The sequence below is a fragment of the Mycobacterium sp. OAE908 genome (assembly GCF_017872775.1).
Lineage (GTDB): Bacteria > Actinomycetota > Actinomycetes > Mycobacteriales > Mycobacteriaceae > Mycobacterium.
In genome coordinates, this window is the sequence record NZ_JAGGJL010000002.1 from 136959 (window position 1) to 159108 (window position 22150).

Here is a 22150-nt window from a genome sequence, read left to right on the forward strand (position 1 = left end):
TCTGTTCTCATAAGGCGCAAAGTTGAGTTCTCTCAAGTCGGTGCAAGCCGTCGAAAGGAAGTGCCGTGGATGACGTCTTGAGGTACGAAGGGAAGTCCGTCGTCGTCACGGGCGCGGCCTCCGGAATGGGCCAGGCGGCCGCTCAGATCCTCGTCGACCTCGGCGCAACGGTGACCGCGCTCGATATCAAGCCCACTACGGTTCCCGTCGCCCGTGCTATGCAGATCGACTTGCGTGACAGGGAAAGTATCGAGCAGGTGGCAGCGGCTATCGACGGACCTGTCGACGGCCTCTTCAGCTGTGCGGGGCTGCCCGGCCCGCCGTTCAGCGAGTGGGACACGATCCTGGTCAACTTCGTCGGGGCGCGCCACCTGGCCGAAGCCCTGGTGCCCAAGATGTCTCAGGGGTCGGCCATCAGCGTCATCTCGTCCTCGGCGGCGATCGGCTGGCAAGATCACATCAAAGTGATCAGTGGATTGCTCGAGACCGACGGATTCGACGGCGCGGTGGAGTGGCTCAAGACCAACGAGAAGCAGTGGTCGTGGAGCGGTTACGCGTACTCGAAGTACATCATCGACGCGTGGGTTGGCTGGTGGTATCCGGAGTTGGGGGCCAAGGGTATCCGGATCAACTGCATCAATCCGGGACCCACAGAGACGGCGATGATGCCGGCTTTCCAGGACTTGATGGGTAAGGAGACGGTCGACCAGGCGATCGGGCCAGTCGGTCGCTATGCCACGGCTGAGGAGCAGGCCTGGCCGCTGATTTGTCTGGGCAGCCCCCGGCTGAGCTACGTCGGCGGCGAGGTGTTGTGGACCGACGGAGGCTGGAACGGCGCGATGACGATGGGCCGTCACCAGGCGAAGTGGGCGGATACTGCGGCTACGGAGATGTCGAAGAACGGCTGAACCCACTCAGATGAAGTCCGAGCCGCCGTCGACGTTGATGGTCGCGCCCGTGACGTAACCGTTGCGGCGCGACGCGAGATAGGCGGTGGCCGAGGCGATTTCTCCGGTAAGCCTGCCCGGCCGATATCGCACGGATGGCCGTAGGTGCGGTCCACCCAAGTCATGACGTCATGGGGATCGGCAGAGTCGAGGCTCTCGGCGGCCAGCGTGTCCTTCAGGATCTCCGTGAAGCTGGCTGTCACGATGGTGCCGGGGCATACGCAATTGACCAGAATGCCCTCCGGTCCAAGGCTCTTCGAAAGGTTCTTGGTGAAACTCGACAACGCCGCCTTGGTCGCGGTATATGCGACCAAACGGGCGCTCTGACGCTGAATCGAGTGTGCCGAAAGGGTGACGATGCGGGCCCACTCGGCGGCGCGCAACATGGGCAGCGCGGCGCGTACGGAACGGACGGCCGCCATGGTTCCCATGTCGAATGCGGCGTACCAGTCGTCGTCATCGAGTTCTTCGAAGCTACCCGCGGCAGGGCCGACGGTGTGCACCAGCACGTTCAGGTTGCCCCAGGCGTCGCGGACCGCACCGAATCCCGTGGCAATGGAATCGGCATCAGCCATATCGACGATGATCGGGAGCGCCTCGGGAGCTCCCGCAGCCCGGATCCGATCAGCGGCCGCCTTTAACGCGGTTCTTCCTCGCGCCATGATCGCTACCGAAGCGCCCTCGGCGCCAAGGACTTCGGCGATGGCCAAACCCATGCCCTTGCTGCCGCCGGTGACGACTGCGGTCGAGCCTGCGAATCCCAAGTCCATGTGTCTCCTAATCAGTGTCCCTTGATGAATCGGGGCGCCAGGTGCACGATGTCGCTTACCACCGTTGGGTTCGCGCGCGAGACGGCGATCAACGAAAGCATTGCGTTGGCGACGTCTTCGACCGCGGACATCTTGGCTGGAATCTGTCCCTCCTGAGCCCATGCTCTATACAGGTCGGCCAGCAGGTCGCGGTCCGCTCCTCGGAGGATCTCAGTGCCCTCTGTCGGGCCGACACTGACCCGGATGATGGCCAGATCGGGGTGTTCGGCCCGCCAGGACCGCAAGATTTCGTCCAACGCCGCCTTACTCGCGTGGTAGGCCGCGACACCGGCACGGGGCCGGCCGACATCGTGGCTCGACGCAACCAGTACTACGGCATTGTCGGCCAAATAGGGAAGTGCCGAGCGCAGTACGTGTGACGCGCCAACAGCGTTGACCGCGTAGGCATGCAGCCACGTCTCTACGTCCGTCTCTTCGATGAGCGCGAACGGTACAGCGGCGCTGGTGAACACAACGGCGTCGAGTTGTCCGAATCTCGCGGCCACCTCGTCGACCACGCGCTCGATGCCGCGCGTGTCGGACACGTCGAGTTCGTGCGCGGAACCGCCGAGTTTTTCAGTTAGTTCGGTGAGGCGCTCGACACGACGGGCGGCGAGCGCGACGTCGGCGCCCCTCGAATGGGCAGCGAGCGCCAGCGCGTGCCCGATACCCGAGGACGCTCCGACGATGAGCATTCGCGTCTCGGCGATGTTGGAATGCCGATCACTCATTTTTGCCTCCTCTGGCCGGATGACGCCGTCGCCGACGAAGAATCGATGATCGCGCGGACGGTGCGACGGCATCGACCGCATTCAGACCCGGCCCCGCAGGCTTCGGACACCTGGTTGCATGTCGCGGCGCCAGCCGCAACCGCCTTCGAAACGGCTTCTATCGTCACCCCCTGACATAGGCACACGTACATCAGTGCAAGTCCGTTCCGCTTGTCTGGGCCAGCCGCATGGCGTGGACGAAGCGCCCTACGAAGACAGGCGGATAGGCGCCCACGCCCGCTGCGATGAGCCAGTCGGAGGCCACCTCGGAGTCCTCGATCCACTTCAGGGCGATACTCGGGCTGGCGACCTGGTGCAGGAACATCACTTCACCGAATGTGTCGAAGGCGCGGTAAACCAGTGTCCTTCGAATGCCGGCGCTCGAGAACTCCTCGAGTGAGTTCCTAACCTGGGCCAAGAACTCGTCGACGTCGTCGACTGGGGTGACGGCGGCAACCACCACGTCGCTGCCCGACGTAGGTGAGCCGCCGAGGTCGAAACGGCCTAACGTCTCTCCGGCGAAAACGGCGGGTAAGTCGTCGATGCCGACGGCGTCGAACCAGTCGAAGAAGTACGGCGATCGCAGCAGGTTGAGTAACGGCTGATCGGTGTGCAAACCGATAACGGCCAGCACCTTTCCAGGTTCGAGAACCGACTCGTAGACGAACGCGTATCGCGCCCCCAGATCCCGGAGGCTTTCCTCGTGCCGCGCCAGTACAGAGCCGACACGTTCCGGGTCGGCGACGCGAAACTCGACGGCGAAGACGAAGCTGCGGGCAGGCTGTGCCACGAATAACCTCCACCCAACCATCGATGTTTGGTGACATTCTCGCATGTGAGAATTAAGGTTCTCATGCGCGGGGGCCATCAGGGGGGCAGTAGTTCACGGCCAGCCGAGTAGGGGAAAAACCCCTCTCCCGCATCCGATAACGCATATTCTCACGTCGTGGCATACAGGGTGAAGGTTGAGCCGTATTACGATCCGTTCGACTTCGAGATCGACGACGACCCTTACCCGGTGTGGAAGCAATTGCGAGACGACGCACCGCTTTACCGCAACGAGGAGATCGGATTCTATGCACTGAGCAGGCACTCTGACGTAGCCCGCGAGCTGGTGAACTGGCAGGACTACCGGTCGGGGCGTGGCACCGTCATCGAGTTTCTGCTCAACGGAGTCCAGGTGCCGCCTGGCATCATCCTGTTCGAGGACCCCCCGATCCACGACCTACACCGCCGCCTTCTCTCCGGAGTCTTCACGCCTCGGCGGATGGCCGCCATCGAGCCATTGGCCAGGGAATTCTGCCGACGATCGTTGGAGCCACTGGCGGAGGCAGACCGCTTCGACTTCATCGCCGACCTTGGAGCTTGGATGCCGATGCGCACCATCGGGTACCTCCTCGGCATCCCAGAGGACCGTCAGGCCGCCATTCGGGAGAGCAACGACCGCCTGCTCGAGCTCTCTGATGACCGCCCGGGCGAAGTCGCCGAGGACGTGCTGACCGAAACGGGCTCCATGCTCGAGGAGTTCATCGATTGGCGCTACGACCACCCATCCGACGATTTGATGACCGATCTGGTCAACGCGGAAGTGGAAGAGCCGGACGGAACCCGACGACGACTGACGCGCGGTGAGGTGCTGACATATACCGGAACCGTCGTCGGGGCGGGCAACGAGACTACGACTCGGCTGATCGGATTCGCCGGCCAGCTGCTGTCTGATCATCCGGACCAGCGACGGGCGCTCGCAGCCGATTTCAGCCTGATTCCTAATGCCGTCGAGGAAGTCCTTCGGTACGAAGCGCCGTCACCGGTGCAAGCCCGCTATGTCGCTCGCGACGTCGAGCACTACGGGCAGACGGTGCCCGAAGGATCGGCGATGTTGTTGCTCAACGGATCAGCCAACCGCGACGAGCGCCAGTACCCCGACGCCGACACCTTTGACATCCGTCGCAAGGGCGCCCATCTGTCCTTCGGTCACGGCATCCACTTTTGTCTCGGCGCCGCGTTGGCCAGGGTGCAAGCGCGCATCGCACTCGAGGAAGTGTTGACGCGGTGGCCCGACTGGGAAGTCGACTACGAAGCGGCCAAACGCGCCCACACCACCAGCGTCCGGGGCTGGGCGACACTCCCAGTGTCGGTGTGACATGACGAATAGTCTTGATTTCGAAGCGCATTCACGCACTTCGGAACACCCGATCGCGAACTATTCGTCCTGGCCCACCAAGATCGGATGGGGACTGTTCATCGTCCTCTACTTGACTTTTGCCACCGTCACGGTCGCGAACATCCAGTCTGGCCTGCACGGCGATCCGACGAGAAGCAACCCGAATCCCGGCCCCGCGCCATATCCGCCGTTCCTAGGGTTCGACCACTGGCCGCTCGCGGTTGCGATCAGCTCGGTACCGATGGCAATCGGCTTGATCTCGGTCCTGGTCTGGCTGTCCTGGCGGCAGCGAAAAGTCCACTGGGCGGTCATCATCGCGTTCGCAGGTCTGATCACGGGCGCGCTGGATCCACTCGCCAATTGGGCGACCTTCGCCATCTTCGATCCCCGTATGTTGCACTTCCCGCTGTCCTGGCCGTATGTGAACATCTCGCCAAACCTCGAGCCTGCCTTGGCATTCCTCGGCGGATATGCGGCTTATTACCTGTTCAACGGGCTGGGCTTCCTGCAACTGCACGACAGATTCATCGATCGGTTGTTGCGACGAACGAGATGGCTTGACCGTCATCGGCTGGTTGCGGTGTTCATCGGCGCGACCGTCGTCGCGATCCCCATCAACGGTCTGATCCAGTTCACCTGGATGAAGGCAGGCATTTTCTTCTACACCGAAGCCGTCGGGCCGGTATTGCACATCGGTCGCATCCATTTTCCGCTGATCATGGCCGTCTACGACTCGATCATCTTCGGCATGGTCGCGGTGATGTGCGTCCGAAACGAGAACGACGAGCTGGTCCTCATCAACAGGATCGCCCGCTGGCTGCCCGCACGAGCGGGCAGACCGAAGGTGACGCTGACCCGTCAGCTGCTGATCTCGGTGGCCATCGGGCTCGTATCGTTCGCGACACCGCTGGCCGTCCTTGCCGGCCTGCGGGAAGCGGGTTTGTCACGCCCCGCATACGACCAGAATCCGTATCCCAATGTGAAGGTCTACGACCCGTACGGTCACCTCGAGAATGCCGGAAAACCGGGGCCATTCTTCAGATGAAGGAGCAGATCTGAGATGACGACAGCGCAGCCCGAACGCTACCGAGTTGTTCATGTTGGGACTGGACTGACAGGTAGCCAAGCGCTTCGCGCAATCATCGACGATCCCGACCTCGACCTCGTCGGGGTCAAGGTATCGACGCGCGAGAAGGCGGGTCGGGATGCAGGCGAGCTATGTGGCGTGCCGGATGTCGGGGTGCTCGCGACTGACGATCTGGCGTCGGTGTTGGCGCTGGCACCGGATTGCGTGGCGTATTGCGCCACTGCGGTACGGCGCGAAGAAGAGGCGTTGGCGGACATCGCCCAATATCTCGAGGCGGGGATCAACGTGGTCACCATCTCGACGATCCCATTGGTATATCCGCGGGCGGCGCCCGCAGATTGGCGACGCGTGCTGGAAGACGCTGCCGCCAAGGGCAATTCGACGTTCTACGCCACCGGTGCCGAGCCCGGGTTCATCAGCCTGAACATCCCGACGGCATTGCTGGCCGGGGCGGGCACCGTCGATTCGTATCGCATGGACGAGTACGCCCTCGACCTTGATAAGGCCTACCCGATCTGGGACGTCCTTCATGAATCGATGGGCTTCGGTAAGCCAGATGGGCACGTCCCGGTCCGGATCGCGTCGGGCAAGGTGAACAAAGACTGGGAAACGGTCGTGCGCTACATTGCCGACATCCTGGGCGTGGAGCTCGACAGCGTCGAATTGGATTGGGAGACACTGCTTGCCCCCACCGATTTGGAGACCAGGCTCGGTATGATCCCAAAGGGAACCATCTGTGCGCATCGGTGGCAACTCGGAGGAGTCGTCGACGGCCGGACCGTCGTTTCTGTGCAGTACTTCGCAACCGTCAGTTCTACTCCGTGGCCGAAGCGGTGGCCGCAACCGGCCCGAAAAGGTGAAGGAGGCATGGTTTTCCGGGTCGAAGGCAGCCCGAGCATGAGCCTGGAACTTCATTTGGAACAGTCGACAGGCGATGATGTCAATCCCGGCGTCAAGGTGACGGCGCTAGCCGCGGTCAACTCGATTCCTGACGTCGTCAAGGCGCCCGCCGGTGTCATTGGAACACCGTTTGCGGGACCCTCGATTGTGAGCCGGCAATCACGGACGCGGGTCCGATAGCTGATTCGCTGGTGGCTGGCGATCAAGAGCCCGTCACGCCGACATCGACGGGGATGGCAGCACCTGTGACGTATCGCGCTTCGTCTGAGGCCAGCCACGCCACCGCGTTGGCGATGTCTTCGGGCATCGCGACCGCGTTCGGCAACAGTTGTTTGCTGAATCCATGTCTCAGAGCGGAGTTGGATTGGCCGGCCTCTACCATCGCTTCGACCATCCGGCCGCTTCCCATCGGTGTCACGACCGACCCGGGGTGAAGACTGTTCACCCGGATGTTGTGTACGCCCAATTCGGCAGCGAACGCACGGGCGAGCCCGGTCACACCGTGTTTGCTCGCCGTGTAGGCGATCATGAACGGCTCCATGGTCAATCCGGCGGCGGATCCGATGAGGATGATCGAGCCGCCACGACCGCCCGCGATGATGTGCTTGGCGCCCGCCATGACCGTGTTCCAGGTGCCGATGAGGTTGATGTCGATGGTGTCCTGGAAGTCGCGAGCGGAGACCCGATCCCAGGTCGCCGGCACGCAGATGCCTGCGTTGGCGACGATCACGTCGAGCCGCCCGAGTTCTGCGACGCCATCGTCGACGGCGGCGCACAACCCGTCGTGATCCCGAGTGTCGACGATCGCGGTAACGGCGCGGCGACCGTTCGCACATACCAGTGCAGCGGTTTCGGCCAGGTCCTCCGGCGTGGCGGAATCATAAGGGACGCTGGGAGGCAGAGGGCCTGCGACGTCCGCCAGGATGATGTCGGCGCCGTCTGCGCTGAGCCGTTCGGCATGGGCGCGCCCCTGTCCGCGTGCCGCCCCTGTGATGAGCGCGACCTTGCCGGTCATATCTGGCACATGCGTACGCTACCTCACCGCGTCCGGTCCGAGAACTACCATTTCTGTAAAACGGAAATTGCAATTTCGCGCAGTGGTAGCGTGCCGACACATGGGCGTGCTCGACAACCAGACCGCTTTCATCCTGGGTGCGTCGGCCGGCATCGCCCAAGCCTCGGCCAAGCTGCTGGCCGCTGACGGAGCAACGTTGTACCTGCTCGGGCGATCGATGAGACGCCTGGAGGCAGCAAGAGACAACATCCTGAAGTCGCGCCCGGCGCCGAAATCGTGATGCAGAAGGGCGATCCGGAGGATGAGGCTACCGTGAGGGCGGCCGCGCAAGCCGCCTACGACGTACACAACCGGCTGAACATCGTCCTCGGCACCGTTGCGATCGGGGGCACTGGCCCGCTCATCGAGCAGAACCTGGAGACCTTCACCAACTTCGTCATGGGCAACCTGCGGTCGAACTTCCTTGCCATGCGTTATTCCGTGCCACTGATGACCGATGGCGGATCCATCGTCTTCATCTCATCGACGTCATCGAAGATCCCGATGGAAGGCCTCGGACACTACTCCGCGGGAAAGGCTGCGCTCGAGATGCTCATCCGCGTAGCAGCTTCCGAACTCGGACCACGCGGCATCCGCGTCAACGCGGTGCGGCCGGGTTTGACCGAGGCGGCAACTACGCAGGGCTACATTCACCTCGAGGAGCTCACCACCAGCTTCCTTGACCGGGTGCCGTTGGGCAGGCTAGGGGTGTCGGATGACATCGCACCGGGTGTGCGCTACCTTGCCGGACCCGAATCCAGCTGGATGACAGGCCAGAGCTTCGCCATCGACGGCGGTAACGAGGTTCGCGGAGCGCCGCGCGGGCCCATGTTCACCGTTTAGTCGACGTCGAGTGCGTTGCGCGGTGCCGTGATCGGCAGATCTAGCGACGTGGCGATTCCCGGTGCAGCTTCGACGACGTAGGGGATGGCATTGACGACCCGCATGGCCGTTGCCTCCATTGCGTTGTCGTTCGCCGATTCGGGCGTGTCTTCGGTACCGAGCCTGAGGTCGCATTGCATGTGCGGCTGGCCTTCGATGATGATGCGATAGGTGCCGTTGGGTGCCGACGCCCACTCCGGCGCCAGATCGGGTGCCATGCGATTGATGTGTTCGATCGTGATCACCGGTTGACCGTTCACCATGCCGGTGGTCTCTGCCCGTACGGCGCCGCAGGTACCGGCGGGAATGGTTCCGCACGCGACGTGGAGGTCGCGCGGAGTGAGCACCCGTTCGTAGGACTCGGTGACCTTGTCGAGCGTGACGCCGAGCGCCTTGGCGACGAGTCCGATCGGCGGTCCCCACGCGAACTGCTGTGCGCCTTCGAGTTCGAGCAGCGGGGTGAAATCGAGTGGCTTGCCGAACCCCATCGCAGTGATCATGAGGTCTTGGTTGGGATAGGCCGAGTAGTCAAAGATTTCTTGTGCGCGAATCGACCGGATGGTGTTCGACAGCGTCGTGAGCAGTACCGCGAATTGGTCGCCCGCAAAGCCTGGCTCGATGCCGGAGGTATAAATCGTGACACCGGCCGCTAGAGCGGCCGCACGGACCTGTTCTGCGAGTTCGGGGATCCACCTGTCCGGGAACATCATTCCCGGCGTGTTGGTGGTCACGACGTTGAGTCCGCCGTTGAGTAACCGCACGTAGTCGCGTACCGCAGCGGCGTCCATCTCGGCGCTAGCCGCCCCATAGAGAACGCAGTCGGGTTTCAACGCGATGATGTCGTCGAGATCGTTGGTCGTCGTCACGCCGATCGGCCCGAGCCCGACAATCTCGCCGGCGTCACGTCCGGTCTTTTCAGGGCTGTGCACCCACACCCCGACCAGTTCCAGGTGTGGCCGCCGAACGATCGCGCGTATCGACAGGCTGCTGATCCAGCCGGTGGAGATGACGGCAACGCGTAAAGGCTTGTCACTCATGGTCGTTCCTCCTCTGGCTGTTCGTAATTCCGTTGACGCTCCTCACAACTAATCTGCCGTGACGGTTTCGCCTTCGCGTTTGGCCAGCAATTCCGCCAATTGCACCGCTAAATCGGATTTCTTTACCTTGCCTGTCGCAGTAAACGGCAATGTGTCCTTGGCGGTGACCCAGATGAACTTTGGGACCTTGTACGCCGACAGCTGTTTGCGCACCTTCGCGCGAAGATCATCGGCGTCTAGTTCGGCATTCCCTTGCGGCACGACCGCCGCCGCGACCACCGTGCCATTGGTCCCGTCGTCTGCGCCCACGACGTAAGCCTCGAGTACACCGTCGCAGTTCGTAAGTGCCAGTTCGACTTCGGTGGGAGTGATGTTGGTGCCGCCGCCAGTTTTGATCAGATCGCCGAGTCGGCCGGTGAACCTGATCCAGCCGTCGGGATATTCGATGCCGCAGTCGCCCGTCCGATAATAACCGTCGGGGGTGAAGACGTCTTCGCGCTCACGTTTGTACAGCCGTTGCATGAGCGAGTAGCCCCTGACCCAGATCTCGCCCTGGGTGCCCTTGGGAACAGGTTGGCCTGTCTCGGGGTCGACTAGCACGTGACTGAGCCCCTCGATTGAAAACCCTCCCGTTTCGACTCGATCCGGTGGTTGGGACGGATACGGGTCGACACCGATGTGGTTGCCGCAAAGTTCAGTCATGCCAAGAGCATTCGGCCCCTTTGGGCGACGGTCGGCCAGCACCATCGCAGGCATGCTGGTGCGCTGCACGGAGCTGAGATCGCGATTGGCGAAGTCGCGGTGTTCCGAAAGCGACTTGCCCTGCTGCGGCCAGCCGAGGGTGATGGTCGCGCGATGGCGTTCGATCAACTCCAGTGCCTCTGCCGCCTCGAACGCGGGCTGGGTGACGAGCGTGGCGCCGTGATGTATCACTGCGTGCAGGCCGGTGATCAAGCCGCCAACCCAGAAGAACGGCATGGCGGTGAACATCACGGTGTCCTGTGTCACGCCGTAGTGGAAGGTCAGGTTGTAGGTGTGGCGCACGAGGGTGCCCTGAGTGTGCACGGGCGCCTTCGGATCGCCGGTACTGCCGGAGGTGTAGATGATCATGGCTTCGTCAGCCGGGGTGACGCATGATTCCACATCGACGAGGAACTCGGAGTCGATGCCATGTTGCGAGCCAAGCTCCGCTACCGAGGTGGCCCAAGCCCGGTCGCACGGCCCCCAGACGGCGACGGTGCGCAGATAAGGGGTGCGGCGAAGGGCGAGGCGACCAGGCCGGCGTTGCTCGGCGAGACCGGGCAGGGACTCTTCGAGGCGCTCGATGAAATTGTGGTTGCGAAACGATCGCCGCACCACAACCGCACGTAGGTCGGCATGCCGCATCGTCCACGCCAGTTCGGAGGCTTTGTAGAAGGTATTGAGCGGGACCGCGACGCCACCGATTCGGGTTATCGCGAACCACGTGAGGGCCCATTCAACGCTGTTGGGCATCAGGATGCCGACGTGGTCGCCTTTCGCGATTCCTTGGGCCAGAAGTCCCACCGCGAGCTCGGCGGACCGCCGATCGAGGTCTGAATAGGTCAGCTCCTCGCCGTCGGAGACGAGCAACGGCTTGTCCCCGAAACGCGCGGCGCTCGACCTCACCAGGGCGGGAATCGTCGGTGTGATGGCCGGAAAGGGCATGGCGTCGAGTCCTCGCCTTTGATCGTCGTTGGTTTCAACAGGATAATGCGTATGCCGGGAAGTGAGAACAGCGGTTCTCGCGTTGATACCGGGAACTACACTGCGGCCATGGCGGCAATGGATCCGACTGCTTCTGACCGACTGGATCGCATCGAGTCGAGTCTCGCGATCAGTCAACTGCCCAGCAGATATGCGATGGCGCTTGACGCACGCGACCTGGACGCCCTGGTTGAGCTCTTCATAAGCGACGTCGAGGCAGGAGCTGAGGGCCGAGGTCGAGAGGCGCTGAAGCGGTGGTATGACCGAGTGCTGAGGCGTTTCTACCGCAGTATTCATCTGATCTGTGGCCACCAGTTCGACTTCATCGACGCCGACCATGCCACGGGCTCGGTCTACTGCCGGGCTGAGCACGAAGACGGCGACGGGTGGTATGTCATCACGATGCGTTACGACGATGCGTATGAGCGCCACGATGATCACTGGTGTTTTGTGAAGCGACGTGAATATCCCTGGTACTCAGTCGACGTCACGGAGCGCCCCGGTCCGGAGTTTGTCCGCTGGCCGACCGATGTGACTTTGCGCGCCGCGATGCCTATGCGGATGCCGACGTGGCGCGCGTTCTGGGAGCGCGGAGATCCGGCTCTGCCTGGACGGCTTTCTGCGCGGCCGTGAGGCGCGATCACTCGCAATCTTGTTTGGTTTACAATTGTCCGAAACTGACATTCTCGCTCTTGAAAACGCTAATTATCGCTCCTGGGAGGACGCTATCTCGGTCGACAAGGTACTCAGTGGAGTACGAGTGCTGGAGGTTGCCGCATGGACATTCGTCCCCTCGGCAGGTGCGGTCCTCGCGGAATGGGGTGCTGAGGTCATCAAAGTGGAGCCCCGCGACGGTGGCGATCCGCAGCGAGGTCTCGTCACGATGGGAATCGTCGACGAGGGCGGCGGCGCAGTGAACTACATGATCGAGATCCCGAACCGCGGAAAGAAGTCCATCGGAGTAGACCTCAGCACTCCAGGCGGTCAGGAAGTGGTCCGTGAACTCGCCAAGACCTGTGATGTGTTCCTGACCAGTTATCTACCGGAACGTCGGAAAAAACTCGGCATCGACGTCGAGGACATCAGGGCCGCCAACCCCAGCATTGTCTATGTGCGTGGGTCAGGGCACGGGCCGAAGGGCCCGGACTCCGACAAGCCCGGGTACGACGGCGTGTCCTACTGGGCCCGGGGCGGCATCGCGACCGTCCTGACCGAAGAGGCCGACGACCTGGTGCGCTCCCGTCCGGCTTTCGGTGACCTCCTCGGAGGTATGACGATCGCAGGGGGTATCGCGGCGGCTCTCTACAAGAAGGCGAAAACCGGCAAGGGTTCGGTCGTCGACGTATCGCTACTGGGGCTGGCCGCGTGGAATCTCAGCCCCGATGTCGCGGTGAGCCAGATACACGGTGGCGGTGCCATTCCGAAGTTCACCCACGCCGATGCGCCCAATCCGTTGGTGGGCACCTACCGGACGAGGGACGGCCGCTACGTCCAGCTGATGATGTTGCAGCTCGACAAGTTCTTCACAGAGGCGATGCATGTGATCGGCCTTCCCGAAGTCATTGACGATCCGCGATTCGCCGATCCCGCATCACGATATGAAAATCGGGTCGCCCTAATCGCGATGCTTGACGACGCGTTCGCGAAACGCAGTCTGGCCGAGTGGCGCGCCACCCTTGCGGGGCTTTCCGGCGCCTGGGGGATAGTGCAGACGCCAGCCGAGCTCTGCGTCGACCCGGCGGTCACCGCGAACGGTTATGTGGCGCACACCGAGACCATCAACGGCGTGCCGTACTCGCTTCCTACCAATCCGGTTCAGTTCGACGAACAATCCGTCGTTCCACCGGGTGCGCCGGAGCACGGGCAGCACACCGAAGAGGTGTTGATGGACGCCGGCATGGACTGGGACACGATCATGAAATACAAGGAATCCGGGGCGATCCTGTGAGCGCCACGACGTCCGAGATCGCAGACGGCGCTATCGAATTCGACCCATTCTCCGAAGACTTCTTCAATGGGGCGTACAACACCTACCGCCGACTTCGTGACGAGGCGCCGATCTACTACAACGCGAAGTGGGACTTCTGGGCGTTGACGCGTTATGACGACGTGGCACCCGCGACGAAGGATCACGAGACGTACTCGTCGGCCAAGGGTGCCACTCTCGACATGGTGAAGGCCCACGATGACGCCATCCCGGTGCCCAAGGTGATCATCTCGATGGATCCGCCGGAGCATCAGAAGATGCGCAAACTCGTGAGCAAGGTGTTCACCCCGCGCGCTATCGAGGCGATGGAACGCATGGTGCACGAGAAGGTCTACGAACGCCTCGAGTCGCTGGACCCCGAGTCATTCGACGTCGTCGCCGACTTCTCGGCATTGTTCCCGAACGAGATCATCACGACGATGCTCGGCGTTCCGAAAGAGGATCGCGACCAAATCCGGCTCTGGTTGGACCTTCTGATCGAACGCCATCCCGGTGAGATCGCCACCACCAAAGAGGGATACGAGGCGGCGACCAACACAGGCCTGTACTACTACGACCTCGTCCAGCAGCGGCGGGCTCGACCCGAAGATGACATGATCAGTCGGCTCATCGAGACCGAGATCGAGCGTGACGGGGTGGTGGAAAAGCTCACCGACGTCGACATCACTGGATTCGCCACGATGCTTGGGGGCGCCGGCGCCGAAACGGTCACCAAACTGGTGGGCAACGCGATGGTCGCCTTTGCCGACTTTCCCGATCAGTGGCAAAAACTCCGCGATGACCGAAGCAAGGTTCCGGCAGCAGTCGAGGAGTTATTGCGCTACGAGGCGCCGTCGCAATACCAGGTCCGCACCGCGACTCGTGACGTGACGTACTACGGAACAACGATTCCCGAGGGCAGTGCGGTGCTTCTCGTCACCGGTTCGGCGACGCGGGACGAGCGGATGTTCGAAGAGCCCGACCGGTTGAACATCGATCGAGAGCGCAAGATGGGATTCAACCTCGCGTTCGGATACGGCATACACAGCTGCCTGGGCGCTGCGTTGGCGCGGATGGAGAGCCGCATCGCACTCGAAGCGCTGCTCGACTTCATCCCCGAGTACCAAGTGGATCGCAGTGGCTTGCGACGCGTGGCGATGTCGAACGTGTGCGGCTGGTCCAACGTACCGGTGTCGTCGCGACGCTGAAGCCTTGGCGTTACACCGCCTCGTGTCGGAAGTAATTTCATCCCCGAGGCAGCAGCGGCGTGGTGTCGGCAAGGCGACGTTGCCCGCTGCGGAATGGTTCGGTGGCTGAGACTTGGGCCGCAATCCCCGAGGCATTCATCGCGTGCAGCTTAAAGGCCCGCGCGGCAGAGCTGAGTTGGTGTTCGATGCTGATGCCGGCATCGGGCTCGATTGGCCATGTACCGCCCCAGCCCGCGACGTCGGAGCGGCGGCGCCTGGTGGCCTCAGCGAGTAGACGACGCACTACCTGATTGCGCTCATACAGAGCGGCCGCGAAGACGACGACGTCCGGCCACTCAGGGTCGAACTGGAAGCGATCAGGCAGCGGACTTGCCCTTACACCGAGTATCTGCAGCGCCCGTTCGTCGCCGACGGTTTCTAGGCAGACCTCGACACGCAGGCCGGCGCGCACCGAATCACAGACGAGTCCGCCTGCCCCGGACACCATGTCAGCGGTGTCGAAGCCGAGCACAAGCAACTTGTGCGGCGTGGCTCTACCCCGGCTCGGCGGGGCGCCTCCTGCTTGCCGTGGAACAAGATCCTGCGTCGCGGATGCCACAGTCAGTTTCATCTCGGCCTCTCCTCGACGAGCCATGGTAATAGACAATTTCAATTATGAGAATATCGGTATTCAATTGCGCAGAAGCCGCCTCGAACCTCTCTGAAAGGCGGTTAACGTCGGCGAGAGCGATTCTCGAGGAACCCGTTGACGGCGTAGGCCCGTACGAACTCCGCGACGGCATCGTCCTCACGCATGTCGATGGTCGGTGAGGGAGTTGTAAAAAGAGAGAACAGCATGCGGGCGAACCACTCTGTTGCAGAGGCGACGTCGAGGTCGCTACGGACCTCGCCGGTCAACTTGGCCGCAGACACGTACGGGGCCAGGAACTCGGCGCACTCCTTGAGCAGGGTCGCGGCGTTCTTCGTCATCATGAGGTTGACTTCCTCTTCGTCGAAGTACGCCTCGGGCTCTACGACCTGGCGCGCCTGCGTAACGAATACGGCGGCGCGCACCAGCCGGCCTTCTAGGGTGCTGCCACCGTGGCGGTCGATCGCCTTGGCCATGTTGCGGTAGAAGCGCTGCGATGCCGCCTCGGCGCAGGCTTCGACGATCGTCTCCTTGTCCCGGAAGTATTCGTAGAACGTGCTGCGGGAGACCTCGGCCGCCTTGGCGATGTCGACGATGGTCGTCTTGGCCAGCCCCTGGGTCCGAAAGCATGCGAACGCTGCTGAGATGATGACATCCCGGGTGTCGGCCGCCGTCGCTTGCGTCATCTTAGAGCTCACTGGCTGACATTAGCTGCTCAGTGATCCGGTGCCAGGATGAGCCCGCTGGTCGGCACGCCGGTGCCCGACGTGACCAGGACGTGCTCGACATTGTCGACCTGGTTGTGCGAAGTGCCGCGAACCTGACGAACGCCTTCGGTGATGCCGTTCATTCCGTGGATGTAGGCCTCGCCGAGCAATCCGCCATTCGTGTTGATCGGCATTCGGCCGCCAAGGGACAGCTCGTCGACCGATACAAAGTCCTTGGCTTCGCCGCGACCGCAGAATCCGAGTTCCTCGAGTTGGGTGAAGACGAACGGGGTGAAGTGGTCGTAGAGGAACGCAGTGGAGATGTCGTCCGGCTTGAGTCCGGAGTCGCGCCATAGCTTGTTGCCGACGACACCCATCTCGGGCAGGCCGGTAATGTCCTCACGGTAGTAGCTCGTCATGACCTCGCCGTCGTAGGCCGCGCCCTGTGCGGCAGCTGTAATGACGGCCGGCGGTTTGGCTAGGTCCCGAGCCCGCTCGACGCTGGTCACCACCATCGCGACGCCGCCGTCACTCTCCTGACAGCAGTCCAGCAGGCGCAGCACCGGCTCGATGATCCACCGCGACTCCTGGTGCTGCTCAATGGTTATCGGCTTACCGTAGAACCACGCATCGGGATTCTTCGCGGCATGTATGCGGTCGATGACGGAGATCTTTCCGAAGTCTGCGTTGGTCACCCCGTACGTCGTCATGTAGCGCTGCGCGTGCAGTGCCACCCAGGCGGCAGGTGTCATGAACCCGAATGGGGCATACGGCGCCATCCATAGGGGCGTCACACCGGGTTGGCGTCCCGCGCCGCCGAACCGGAAGCCGGAGCGCTCGTTGAAGGCCCGGTAGCACACGACAGCCTCGGCAGCGCCTGTGGCGACCGCCATCGCGGCCTGCATCACCGTGCCTGCGGCGGCGCCACCGCCGTGCGGAACCCGCGTGAAGAACGAGAGGTTCTCGATGCCGACATTGCGGGCGACCTCGATCTCCTCGTTCTCGTCGACGGTGAAGGTCACCATCCCGTCGATGTCGCTGGGCCGCAGCCCGGCATCTTCAATGGCCGCTTTCGCCGCCTCGCAGGCGAGCTGCATCTCGGTTCGGCCAGACTCCTTTGAGAATTCGGTCTGGCCGATACCGACGAGCGCTGCCCTGCCGCCGATGCCGTCTTTCATGCATCGACCCCGTCGAGCAGGCTGAGCACAGCGGTGCCGGAGACATGATCGCCGAGGCTGTTGATGCCCTTGAACGTCACTTCGACCAACCCCTCTACGTCGGCCGAAGTCTTGTCCGTGACACGGCCTTCGAAGCGCAACGGGTCGTTCGGGTAGGCCGGCACGCCGAGGCGAATGGACAGTTTCTTGACCATCGCTTCCGGCCCGGCCCAGTCGTGCAGGAACTTCACGCACAACCCGTTAGTGGTCAGGATGTTGAGGAAGATGTCCTTGGAGCCTTGGGAATTCGCGAAGTCGCGATCGTGGTGTACCGGCATGTAGTCGCGTGAGGCGATGGCGCCGGCGACGATCAGCGTGGTGGTCACGTCCACGTCCAACGGTGTGACCTCGTCGCCGACGTTGATGCTGTTCCACGCGAGCGTGGAGGTGCGCTTGAGTGTGGAGGTCATCTCGTTCCTTCCGAATAGGTGCTGCCGAGACGGGCCAACTGCTGTGACGCCGATCCGAGTGCGAGTTCGTTCTGCTTGGCCCACAAGAAATATCGGGACAGCGGGTACGTGACGTCGATACCCATGCCGCCGTGCACCTGCTGTGCCGATGCGGCGACGCGCGCTCCTGCTTCCGCGGCCCAGAACTTTGCGATCGCCGCTTCACGATCGGCGGGCCTGCCCTCGGCAATCAGCCATGCCGCGTGCCAGGTGGTCCACCGGATGGCCTCGACGTCGATGAACGCGTCGGCGAGGCGCTGCTGGACCGCCTGGAAAGATCCGATGGGTCGTCCAAACTGTTCACGCTCGCTGGTGTAGGAAGCTGCGAGCTTCAAAGCCCTTTCGGCGACGCCGATTTGGATCGCGCAGAGGCCGACGAGCGCCCGCGTGTAGAGGGCAGATACGACGTCGGCGCCGTCGTGCGCGGTGAGCCGATGGCCTACGGCGTCGGCGAGTTCGACGTCGGCGTGCGGTTCGCCATTGGTCGTCGCCGCAGGGCTGATGTTGACGCCGTCGGATTCCGTGTCAACGACGAAGAGGCCGGGTCCGTCGTCTGCCAATGCAGATACGACGACGGCCGTTGCGAGTTGCGCTGCGGGCACCAGCTCCTTGGCGCCGTCAAGTCGCCACACGTCGCCGTCGGCGTGCGCGGTCGTACGTGGTGACGTCGGATCGGAGTTTCCCGGTTCGGCGAGCGCTGCGGTGAGGATCGTGTTGCCCTCGGCTACGCCCGGCAGATACTTCTGCTGTTGTTTGGAATCACCATGCCGGGCAATGGTGTCTGCGCCGAGGACAAGCGTTGCGTATACAGGGACTGGCGCGACACTGAACCCGACCTCGGCCAGCAGCACGCCCAACTCGAGGAACCCACCGCCACTGCCACCGAACGATTCTGGCAGCGCGATCCCGAGCAGGTCCGAGGATGCGAGCTCGCTCCACAACGCGGCGTCGTAGCGAACCCCGCTCGCCTCGAGCTCGGCGAGGTGCTCGGGCGTCGCGCGGTGCTCGAACAGCTGGCGCGCGACCTTGCCGACCGTCTCCTGTTCTTCAGTGAAAGTGAAGTCCATTGTGCTTATCGCCTTCCCGTTAGCCGGCGGGCCGGAATTGGTGCAGCACCAACTCATCGCCACTCGGAAGTGCTTCGAAGGTCTGGTAGAAGACCTCGACGGGCATCCCAACCTTGATGGCGTCGGGTTCGATGTCACACAGGTTCGACACGATGCGTACCCCCTCGTCGAGCTCGACCAGTGCGACGACATACGGGTACTGGAGAAACGGCAGCGGCGGATACTGCGGCATCACGAAGCTGTACACGGTCCCGCGACCGGTAGAGACGACGTAGTCCCAATTGAGCGACTGGCACTTGCCGCACATCGGGCGTGGTGGAACCCGCAACGTCGCGCAAGCTGTGCAGCGCTGGATGCGCAGTTCGTTGTCTTTGAGGCCCGACCAGAAGAATTCGGTATCAGGACTGATCGAGGGTGCGAGTCTGCTGGCCATCAGTCCCGAGCCGTTCCGGCGGGGTCCCCACCCGTTTTGAATCGCAGGGTGCGAAACCACTGGCGGCCGACGACGTTGGCGTCCTGGTCGCGGTAGGTGGTGACCCAGGTGACGAAAAACCCGTTGCCCATGGCGGTCTTCTTCTCGTCAGAGATCGAGTCGAAAACCGTCTCGGCGGTGATCTGGTCACCCACGCGCGGGTAGCGTTCGATCTCGAACTCGGAGTTCGTCGCGATGATGCCGGTGTAGCCGGCATCTGAGAGGAACTGCAACGGGTTCCTTCCGCCGATTTCGATTGGTACTCCACCGCGCTCGTGGATACCGGCCAGCTTCGGCGGTGGCATGGTCCAAGTCTGCAGCATCACCGGCGGCGAAACGATGTCGCCGTAGCGAGAGCCCTTCGCGAACTCGGGGTCGAGGTATGCGGGATTCATGTCGTCCAACGCGTACGCCCAGTGCCGAATCATCGCGGGATTAACCGGATCAGGCGCGCGCGACGGTTTGCCGACACCGTCGGTCGGTGTACCGATCAGCGCGTCGAGGCGTTGGCGCAGTTCCTCTTTCGTCAATGCAGTCACGGATGTCGGTTTCCTTTCAGGACGCTCGCATGTCGCGGGGTGCACGCGGCAACCCCAGACCGGCCATGGCGATGATGTCGCGCTGTAGTTCGTTCGCTCCGCCGCCGAACGTGTTGATGACGGCAAGTCGATAGGCGCTTTCGAGCTCGCCCTCGAGAGGGCCCGTTGCGCCCTTCCGTAACCCTGACTGGCCGACGACGTCGAGCAGTTCGCGCGCCACCTGCTGGGTCAGTTCAGTGCCGAAAACCTTTGCGGCCGAAGCCTCGCCCATGCCCAACCCGCCCGAACTGATATTCGTGTTCACGCGCAGATTGAGCAGCCGGTAAGCCGCGACCTGTGCCTCGACACGCGCGAGAGCCTGTTGAACCCACGGCTGATCGATTACATATCCGTTGTCGAGCGGCGTTGTCCGGGCCCAGTCGAGGGTTTTGTTGAAGAGCGGTTCGAGCGCGCCGAGATTGCCGAGGGCGGCACGTTCCAGGTTCAGCTGGTTCGTCACCAGCTTCCACCCCTGGTTCTCACCGAGCACGATGGCGCTCTCCGGAACGCGTACGTCGTCATAGAACGTGTAGTAGGTCGAAACCCCCGGCATGGTGTGCAGCGGCTTCCAGGAGAAGCCGGGGGAATCGGTCGGCACGATGAACACCGTGATGCCCTTGTGCTTCTTGGCTTCTGGGTCAGTCCTGGCAGCCAGCCAGATGTAGTCCGCGAACTCCGCCCCGCTGGTGAACACTTTCGATCCGTTGATGACGAACTCGTCGCCGTCGCGCACCGCGCTGGTTCTCAGTGAGGCCAAGTCGCTGCCCGCACCGGGTTCGGAGTATCCGATCGCGAAGTCGACGGTGCCGTTGAGGATCGCAGGAAGGAACTTCTTCTTCTGCTCCTCGGTGCCGTACTGGATAAGCGTGGGGCCCACGGTATTGAGCGTGATCATCGGCAGCGGCGCATGTACCCGGCGGGCCTCCTCACCGAAGATGTACTGCTCGAGCGCGGTGAGCCCGCTGCCGCCGTACTCGACTGGCCACGCGACGCCGAGCAGACCAGCCTCGCCGAGCGCCCGCCGCGCTTCGGAGACAGCAGCTCCGCCCTCCATCTTCCCGACGACCGCGGCACGCCGCTCAGGCGTCATCACAGCCTCAAGGCGCTCGCGGTACTCCTTGCGGAGTCGCTCCTGCTCGGGGGAGTAATCGAAATCCATCAGATACTCGCTCCCAAACGGACAGGCATGCGCTTGACGCCCGGCACCATCGTGGCGCGCAGCCGCGTCACGTCGCCGGTCAGTTCGATCGACGGGTAGGTGCCCAGGAGCACCTCGAACATCACCCTGGCCTCGAGCCGTGCCAGTTGCGCTCCGAGACAGGCATGCTCACCAGCGCCGAATGCGATGTGCGGGTTGGGATTACGGGTGACGTCGAACTCCTCACCGGTGGGACCGAAGATCTCTTCGTCGCGGTTAGCCGCACCGTAGAGCATGACCACAGTTTGGCCTGCCTTGATCTGCTGTCCCCGGATCTCGACGTCCTTAGTGGCCTCGCGCGCCATGTGGGTCACCGGGCTGGTAAACCGCAACATCTCCTCGATGGCAACGGGCAGCAGCTCGGGCTTGGATCGCAGCAGCGCGAACTGGTCGGGGTGATCCAAGAGCGCCAGCGTCCCCAATGCGATGAGATTGCGGGTGGTCTCATTGCCTGCCACGAGAAGCAGGAACGAGAAGTTGAGCAGGTCGGCATCGGTTAGACGCTCACCGTCGACCTCGGCCGCCGCCAGTATCGACAGCAGGTCGTCCTGCCCCGTGACCTCTCCGGAGCGTCGCGCATCGATCAGCTTGGTGAAGTACTCGTAGAGTTCGCCGAGGGCCACCAAGTTGTCCATCTCGATGTCGGGATCGGCCGTGCCCACGGCGGCATCCGACCATGTGCGGAACTGCTCCCAGTCCTCGGGTGGCGCGCCGAGCATCTCCGCGATCATGCGGGTGGGTAGGGGAGCTGCAATCTGCTCCGCGAACTCGTACTCCCGTGACGGGTCGACGTCGTCGAGAATGCCCTTCACAATCTCGCGTACCTTGGGCTCCAGCAACGTGACCTGGCGCCGCGTGAATCCCGAATTGATGAGCTTGCGGAGCTGTCGATGGCGCGGCGGATCGGTGAAGATCAGATTGCCCTCTTGGACTGGGCTGGGCATCGCCGGATCCGGGATCGAGATGCCCTTCGTCGAGGTGAACAAGTGCGGGTGGCCGGAAACGAAGCGGATGTCCTCGTATTTCGTCAACGCCCAGAAGTTGGTGACGTCGTTGTAAACCACTGGCGTGGTGTTGCGCAGTTCCCGATAGCTCGGGTACGGATCGCCGGCATAGAAGTCCGGCGAATGCAGAGGAAACGTTGAAGTGGGCGTACTGGGCACGCGGGGCCTTCCTCGACGCAATGGCTGATCGGACACAATATCCGCTAATGTCCGGTTAGGTTGTGTCTACAGGACGATGATTGGACGTGTCAATCACCAGTTACCTGGGCTATGTCCCGACA

The 22150-nt window shown here is 62.7% G+C and carries 24 protein-coding genes and 1 pseudogene; 9 read left to right on the forward strand and 16 right to left on the reverse strand.

Annotated elements, in window-relative coordinates:
* Positions 1 to 65 precede the first annotated feature (65 nt).
* Positions 66 to 908: an SDR family oxidoreductase gene (locus tag J3E61_RS25800; protein WP_210085788.1), complete on the forward strand. Its 843-nt coding sequence runs from the start codon at positions 66 to 68 to the stop codon at positions 906 to 908.
* A gap of 6 nt (positions 909 to 914) precedes the next feature.
* On the opposite strand, the pseudogene J3E61_RS25805 reads toward J3E61_RS25800, so the two are convergent.
* The 4 genes and pseudogenes from J3E61_RS25805 to J3E61_RS25820 all read right to left on the reverse strand — a co-directional run bounded on the left by J3E61_RS25805 (position 915) and on the right by J3E61_RS25820 (position 3337).
* Positions 915 to 1717, reverse strand: a pseudogene (locus J3E61_RS25805) (SDR family oxidoreductase).
* Between the two features lie 11 nt (positions 1718 to 1728).
* A complete protein-coding gene (locus tag J3E61_RS25810; RefSeq protein WP_210085789.1) occupies positions 1729 to 2487 on the reverse strand; it encodes an SDR family oxidoreductase in 759 nt (252 codons plus the stop codon).
* The gene (locus J3E61_RS25815; RefSeq protein WP_210085790.1) at positions 2484 to 2678 is read right to left on the reverse strand and encodes a (2Fe-2S)-binding protein; all 195 of its coding nucleotides are present in this window, start codon (positions 2676 to 2678) and stop codon (positions 2484 to 2486) included. The genes J3E61_RS25810 and J3E61_RS25815 overlap by 4 nt, the downstream gene beginning before the upstream one ends.
* Positions 2678 to 3337: a fatty-acid--CoA ligase gene (locus J3E61_RS25820; RefSeq protein WP_210085791.1), complete on the reverse strand. Its 660-nt coding sequence runs from the start codon at positions 3335 to 3337 to the stop codon at positions 2678 to 2680. Before J3E61_RS25820 ends, J3E61_RS25815 begins: the two co-directional genes overlap by 1 nt.
* A gap of 135 nt (positions 3338 to 3472) precedes the next feature.
* Here J3E61_RS25820 and J3E61_RS25825 point away from each other — a divergent pair, with 135 nt between their 5' ends.
* The 3 genes from J3E61_RS25825 to J3E61_RS25835 are packed head-to-tail and all read left to right on the forward strand — an operon-like array spanning position 3473 to position 6857.
* Positions 3473 to 4669 carry a cytochrome P450 gene (locus J3E61_RS25825; protein ID WP_210085792.1) on the forward strand — a complete coding sequence of 399 codons (1197 nt, stop codon included), beginning with the start codon at positions 3473 to 3475 and terminating at the stop codon, positions 4667 to 4669.
* 1 nt (position 4670) lies between these two features.
* Positions 4671 to 5735, forward strand: a complete 1065-nt coding sequence (locus J3E61_RS25830; protein ID WP_210085793.1) for a hypothetical protein — start codon at positions 4671 to 4673, stop codon at positions 5733 to 5735.
* Between the two features lie 15 nt (positions 5736 to 5750).
* Positions 5751 to 6857 (forward strand): dihydrodipicolinate reductase, encoded by a 1107-nt coding sequence (locus tag J3E61_RS25835; RefSeq protein WP_210085794.1) that lies wholly within the window; start codon positions 5751 to 5753, stop codon positions 6855 to 6857.
* Between the two features lie 22 nt (positions 6858 to 6879).
* On the opposite strand, the gene J3E61_RS25840 is transcribed toward J3E61_RS25835, so the two are convergent.
* Positions 6880 to 7692: a mycofactocin-coupled SDR family oxidoreductase gene (locus J3E61_RS25840; RefSeq protein WP_210086695.1), complete on the reverse strand. Its 813-nt coding sequence runs from the start codon at positions 7690 to 7692 to the stop codon at positions 6880 to 6882.
* Positions 7693 to 7792: 100 nt separating this feature from the next.
* Here J3E61_RS25840 and J3E61_RS25845 point away from each other — a divergent pair, with 100 nt between their 5' ends.
* A complete protein-coding gene (locus tag J3E61_RS25845) occupies positions 7793 to 7972 on the forward strand; it encodes an SDR family NAD(P)-dependent oxidoreductase (RefSeq protein WP_210085795.1) in 180 nt (59 codons plus the stop codon).
* A complete protein-coding gene (locus J3E61_RS25850; RefSeq protein WP_210085796.1) occupies positions 7972 to 8574 on the forward strand; it encodes an SDR family oxidoreductase in 603 nt (200 codons plus the stop codon). The genes J3E61_RS25845 and J3E61_RS25850 overlap by 1 nt, the downstream gene beginning before the upstream one ends.
* Here the strand turns inward: J3E61_RS25850 and J3E61_RS25855 are convergent.
* Entirely contained in the window at positions 8571 to 9605 is a 1035-nt protein-coding gene (locus J3E61_RS25855) for a dihydrodipicolinate reductase (RefSeq protein WP_210086696.1), read from the reverse strand. The genes J3E61_RS25850 and J3E61_RS25855 overlap by 4 nt on opposite strands.
* A 93-nt stretch (positions 9606 to 9698) precedes the next feature.
* Positions 9699 to 11336, reverse strand: a complete 1638-nt coding sequence (locus tag J3E61_RS25860) for an acyl--CoA ligase (RefSeq protein WP_210085797.1) — start codon at positions 11334 to 11336, stop codon at positions 9699 to 9701.
* Between the two features lie 141 nt (positions 11337 to 11477).
* On the opposite strand from J3E61_RS25860, the gene J3E61_RS25865 reads away from it, so the two are divergent.
* The 3 genes from J3E61_RS25865 to J3E61_RS25875 all read left to right on the forward strand — a co-directional run bounded on the left by J3E61_RS25865 (position 11478) and on the right by J3E61_RS25875 (position 14549).
* Positions 11478 to 12008 carry a nuclear transport factor 2 family protein gene (locus J3E61_RS25865; protein ID WP_210086697.1) on the forward strand — a complete coding sequence of 177 codons (531 nt, stop codon included), beginning with the start codon at positions 11478 to 11480 and terminating at the stop codon, positions 12006 to 12008.
* A 94-nt stretch (positions 12009 to 12102) separates the two neighbouring features.
* A complete protein-coding gene (locus J3E61_RS25870; RefSeq protein ID WP_210086698.1) occupies positions 12103 to 13323 on the forward strand; it encodes a CoA transferase in 1221 nt (406 codons plus the stop codon).
* Positions 13320 to 14549 carry a cytochrome P450 gene (locus J3E61_RS25875; RefSeq protein WP_210085798.1) on the forward strand — a complete coding sequence of 410 codons (1230 nt, stop codon included), beginning with the start codon at positions 13320 to 13322 and terminating at the stop codon, positions 14547 to 14549. The genes J3E61_RS25870 and J3E61_RS25875 overlap by 4 nt, the downstream gene beginning before the upstream one ends.
* Before the next feature lie 37 nt (positions 14550 to 14586).
* On the opposite strand, the gene J3E61_RS25880 is transcribed toward J3E61_RS25875, so the two are convergent.
* From J3E61_RS25880 to J3E61_RS25920, 9 genes are all read right to left on the reverse strand, one after another.
* On the reverse strand, positions 14587 to 15159 hold the full coding sequence (locus J3E61_RS25880) for a hypothetical protein (RefSeq protein ID WP_210085799.1): 573 nt from the start codon (positions 15157 to 15159) through the stop codon (positions 14587 to 14589).
* Positions 15160 to 15260: 101 nt separating this feature from the next.
* On the reverse strand, positions 15261 to 15863 hold the full coding sequence (locus J3E61_RS25885; RefSeq protein ID WP_210086699.1) for a TetR/AcrR family transcriptional regulator: 603 nt from the start codon (positions 15861 to 15863) through the stop codon (positions 15261 to 15263).
* 29 nt (positions 15864 to 15892) lie between these two features.
* Positions 15893 to 17062, reverse strand: coding sequence for a lipid-transfer protein (locus J3E61_RS25890; RefSeq protein WP_210085800.1), 1170 nt, complete (start codon positions 17060 to 17062; stop codon positions 15893 to 15895).
* A complete protein-coding gene (locus J3E61_RS25895; protein WP_210085801.1) occupies positions 17059 to 17511 on the reverse strand; it encodes a MaoC family dehydratase in 453 nt (150 codons plus the stop codon). The genes J3E61_RS25890 and J3E61_RS25895 overlap by 4 nt, the downstream gene beginning before the upstream one ends.
* Positions 17508 to 18617 (reverse strand): acyl-CoA/acyl-ACP dehydrogenase, encoded by a 1110-nt coding sequence (locus J3E61_RS25900; RefSeq protein WP_210085802.1) that lies wholly within the window; start codon positions 18615 to 18617, stop codon positions 17508 to 17510. Before J3E61_RS25900 ends, J3E61_RS25895 begins: the two co-directional genes overlap by 4 nt.
* Positions 18618 to 18636: 19 nt before the next feature.
* Positions 18637 to 19050, reverse strand: coding sequence for a Zn-ribbon domain-containing OB-fold protein (locus tag J3E61_RS25905; RefSeq protein WP_210085803.1), 414 nt, complete (start codon positions 19048 to 19050; stop codon positions 18637 to 18639).
* A complete protein-coding gene (locus J3E61_RS25910) occupies positions 19050 to 19628 on the reverse strand; it encodes a MaoC family dehydratase N-terminal domain-containing protein (protein ID WP_210085804.1) in 579 nt (192 codons plus the stop codon). Before J3E61_RS25910 ends, J3E61_RS25905 begins: the two co-directional genes overlap by 1 nt.
* Positions 19629 to 19644: 16 nt before the next feature.
* Positions 19645 to 20826, reverse strand: a complete 1182-nt coding sequence (locus J3E61_RS25915) for an acyl-CoA dehydrogenase family protein (protein WP_210085805.1) — start codon at positions 20824 to 20826, stop codon at positions 19645 to 19647.
* Positions 20826 to 21998 (reverse strand): cytochrome P450, encoded by a 1173-nt coding sequence (locus tag J3E61_RS25920; RefSeq protein ID WP_210086700.1) that lies wholly within the window; start codon positions 21996 to 21998, stop codon positions 20826 to 20828. Before J3E61_RS25920 ends, J3E61_RS25915 begins: the two co-directional genes overlap by 1 nt.
* Between the last annotated feature and the right edge of the window lie 152 nt (positions 21999 to 22150).

Coding starts and splice junctions, on each gene's coding strand:
- J3E61_RS25810 (WP_210085789.1), bottom strand. CDS start 2,487: ATGAGTGATCGGCATTCCAACATCGCCGAGACGCGAATGCTCATCGTC.
- J3E61_RS25815 (WP_210085790.1), bottom strand. CDS start 2,678: ATGTACGTGTGCCTATGTCAGGGGGTGACGATAGAAGCCGTTTCGAAG.
- J3E61_RS25820 (WP_210085791.1), bottom strand. CDS start 3,337: ATGGTTGGGTGGAGGTTATTCGTGGCACAGCCTGCCCGCAGCTTCGTC.
- J3E61_RS25830 (WP_210085793.1), top strand. CDS start 4,671: ATGACGAATAGTCTTGATTTCGAAGCGCATTCACGCACTTCGGAACAC.
- J3E61_RS25835 (WP_210085794.1), top strand. CDS start 5,751: ATGACGACAGCGCAGCCCGAACGCTACCGAGTTGTTCATGTTGGGACT.
- J3E61_RS25840 (WP_210086695.1), bottom strand. CDS start 7,692: ATGACCGGCAAGGTCGCGCTCATCACAGGGGCGGCACGCGGACAGGGG.
- J3E61_RS25845 (WP_210085795.1), top strand. CDS start 7,793: ATGGGCGTGCTCGACAACCAGACCGCTTTCATCCTGGGTGCGTCGGCC.
- J3E61_RS25850 (WP_210085796.1), top strand. CDS start 7,972: ATGCAGAAGGGCGATCCGGAGGATGAGGCTACCGTGAGGGCGGCCGCG.
- J3E61_RS25860 (WP_210085797.1), bottom strand. CDS start 11,336: ATGCCCTTTCCGGCCATCACACCGACGATTCCCGCCCTGGTGAGGTCG.
- J3E61_RS25880 (WP_210085799.1), bottom strand. CDS start 15,159: ATGAAACTGACTGTGGCATCCGCGACGCAGGATCTTGTTCCACGGCAA.
- J3E61_RS25885 (WP_210086699.1), bottom strand. CDS start 15,863: ATGACGCAAGCGACGGCGGCCGACACCCGGGATGTCATCATCTCAGCA.
- J3E61_RS25890 (WP_210085800.1), bottom strand. CDS start 17,062: ATGAAAGACGGCATCGGCGGCAGGGCAGCGCTCGTCGGTATCGGCCAG.
- J3E61_RS25895 (WP_210085801.1), bottom strand. CDS start 17,511: ATGACCTCCACACTCAAGCGCACCTCCACGCTCGCGTGGAACAGCATC.
- J3E61_RS25900 (WP_210085802.1), bottom strand. CDS start 18,617: ATGGACTTCACTTTCACTGAAGAACAGGAGACGGTCGGCAAGGTCGCG.
- J3E61_RS25905 (WP_210085803.1), bottom strand. CDS start 19,050: ATGGCCAGCAGACTCGCACCCTCGATCAGTCCTGATACCGAATTCTTC.
- J3E61_RS25915 (WP_210085805.1), bottom strand. CDS start 20,826: ATGGATTTCGATTACTCCCCCGAGCAGGAGCGACTCCGCAAGGAGTAC.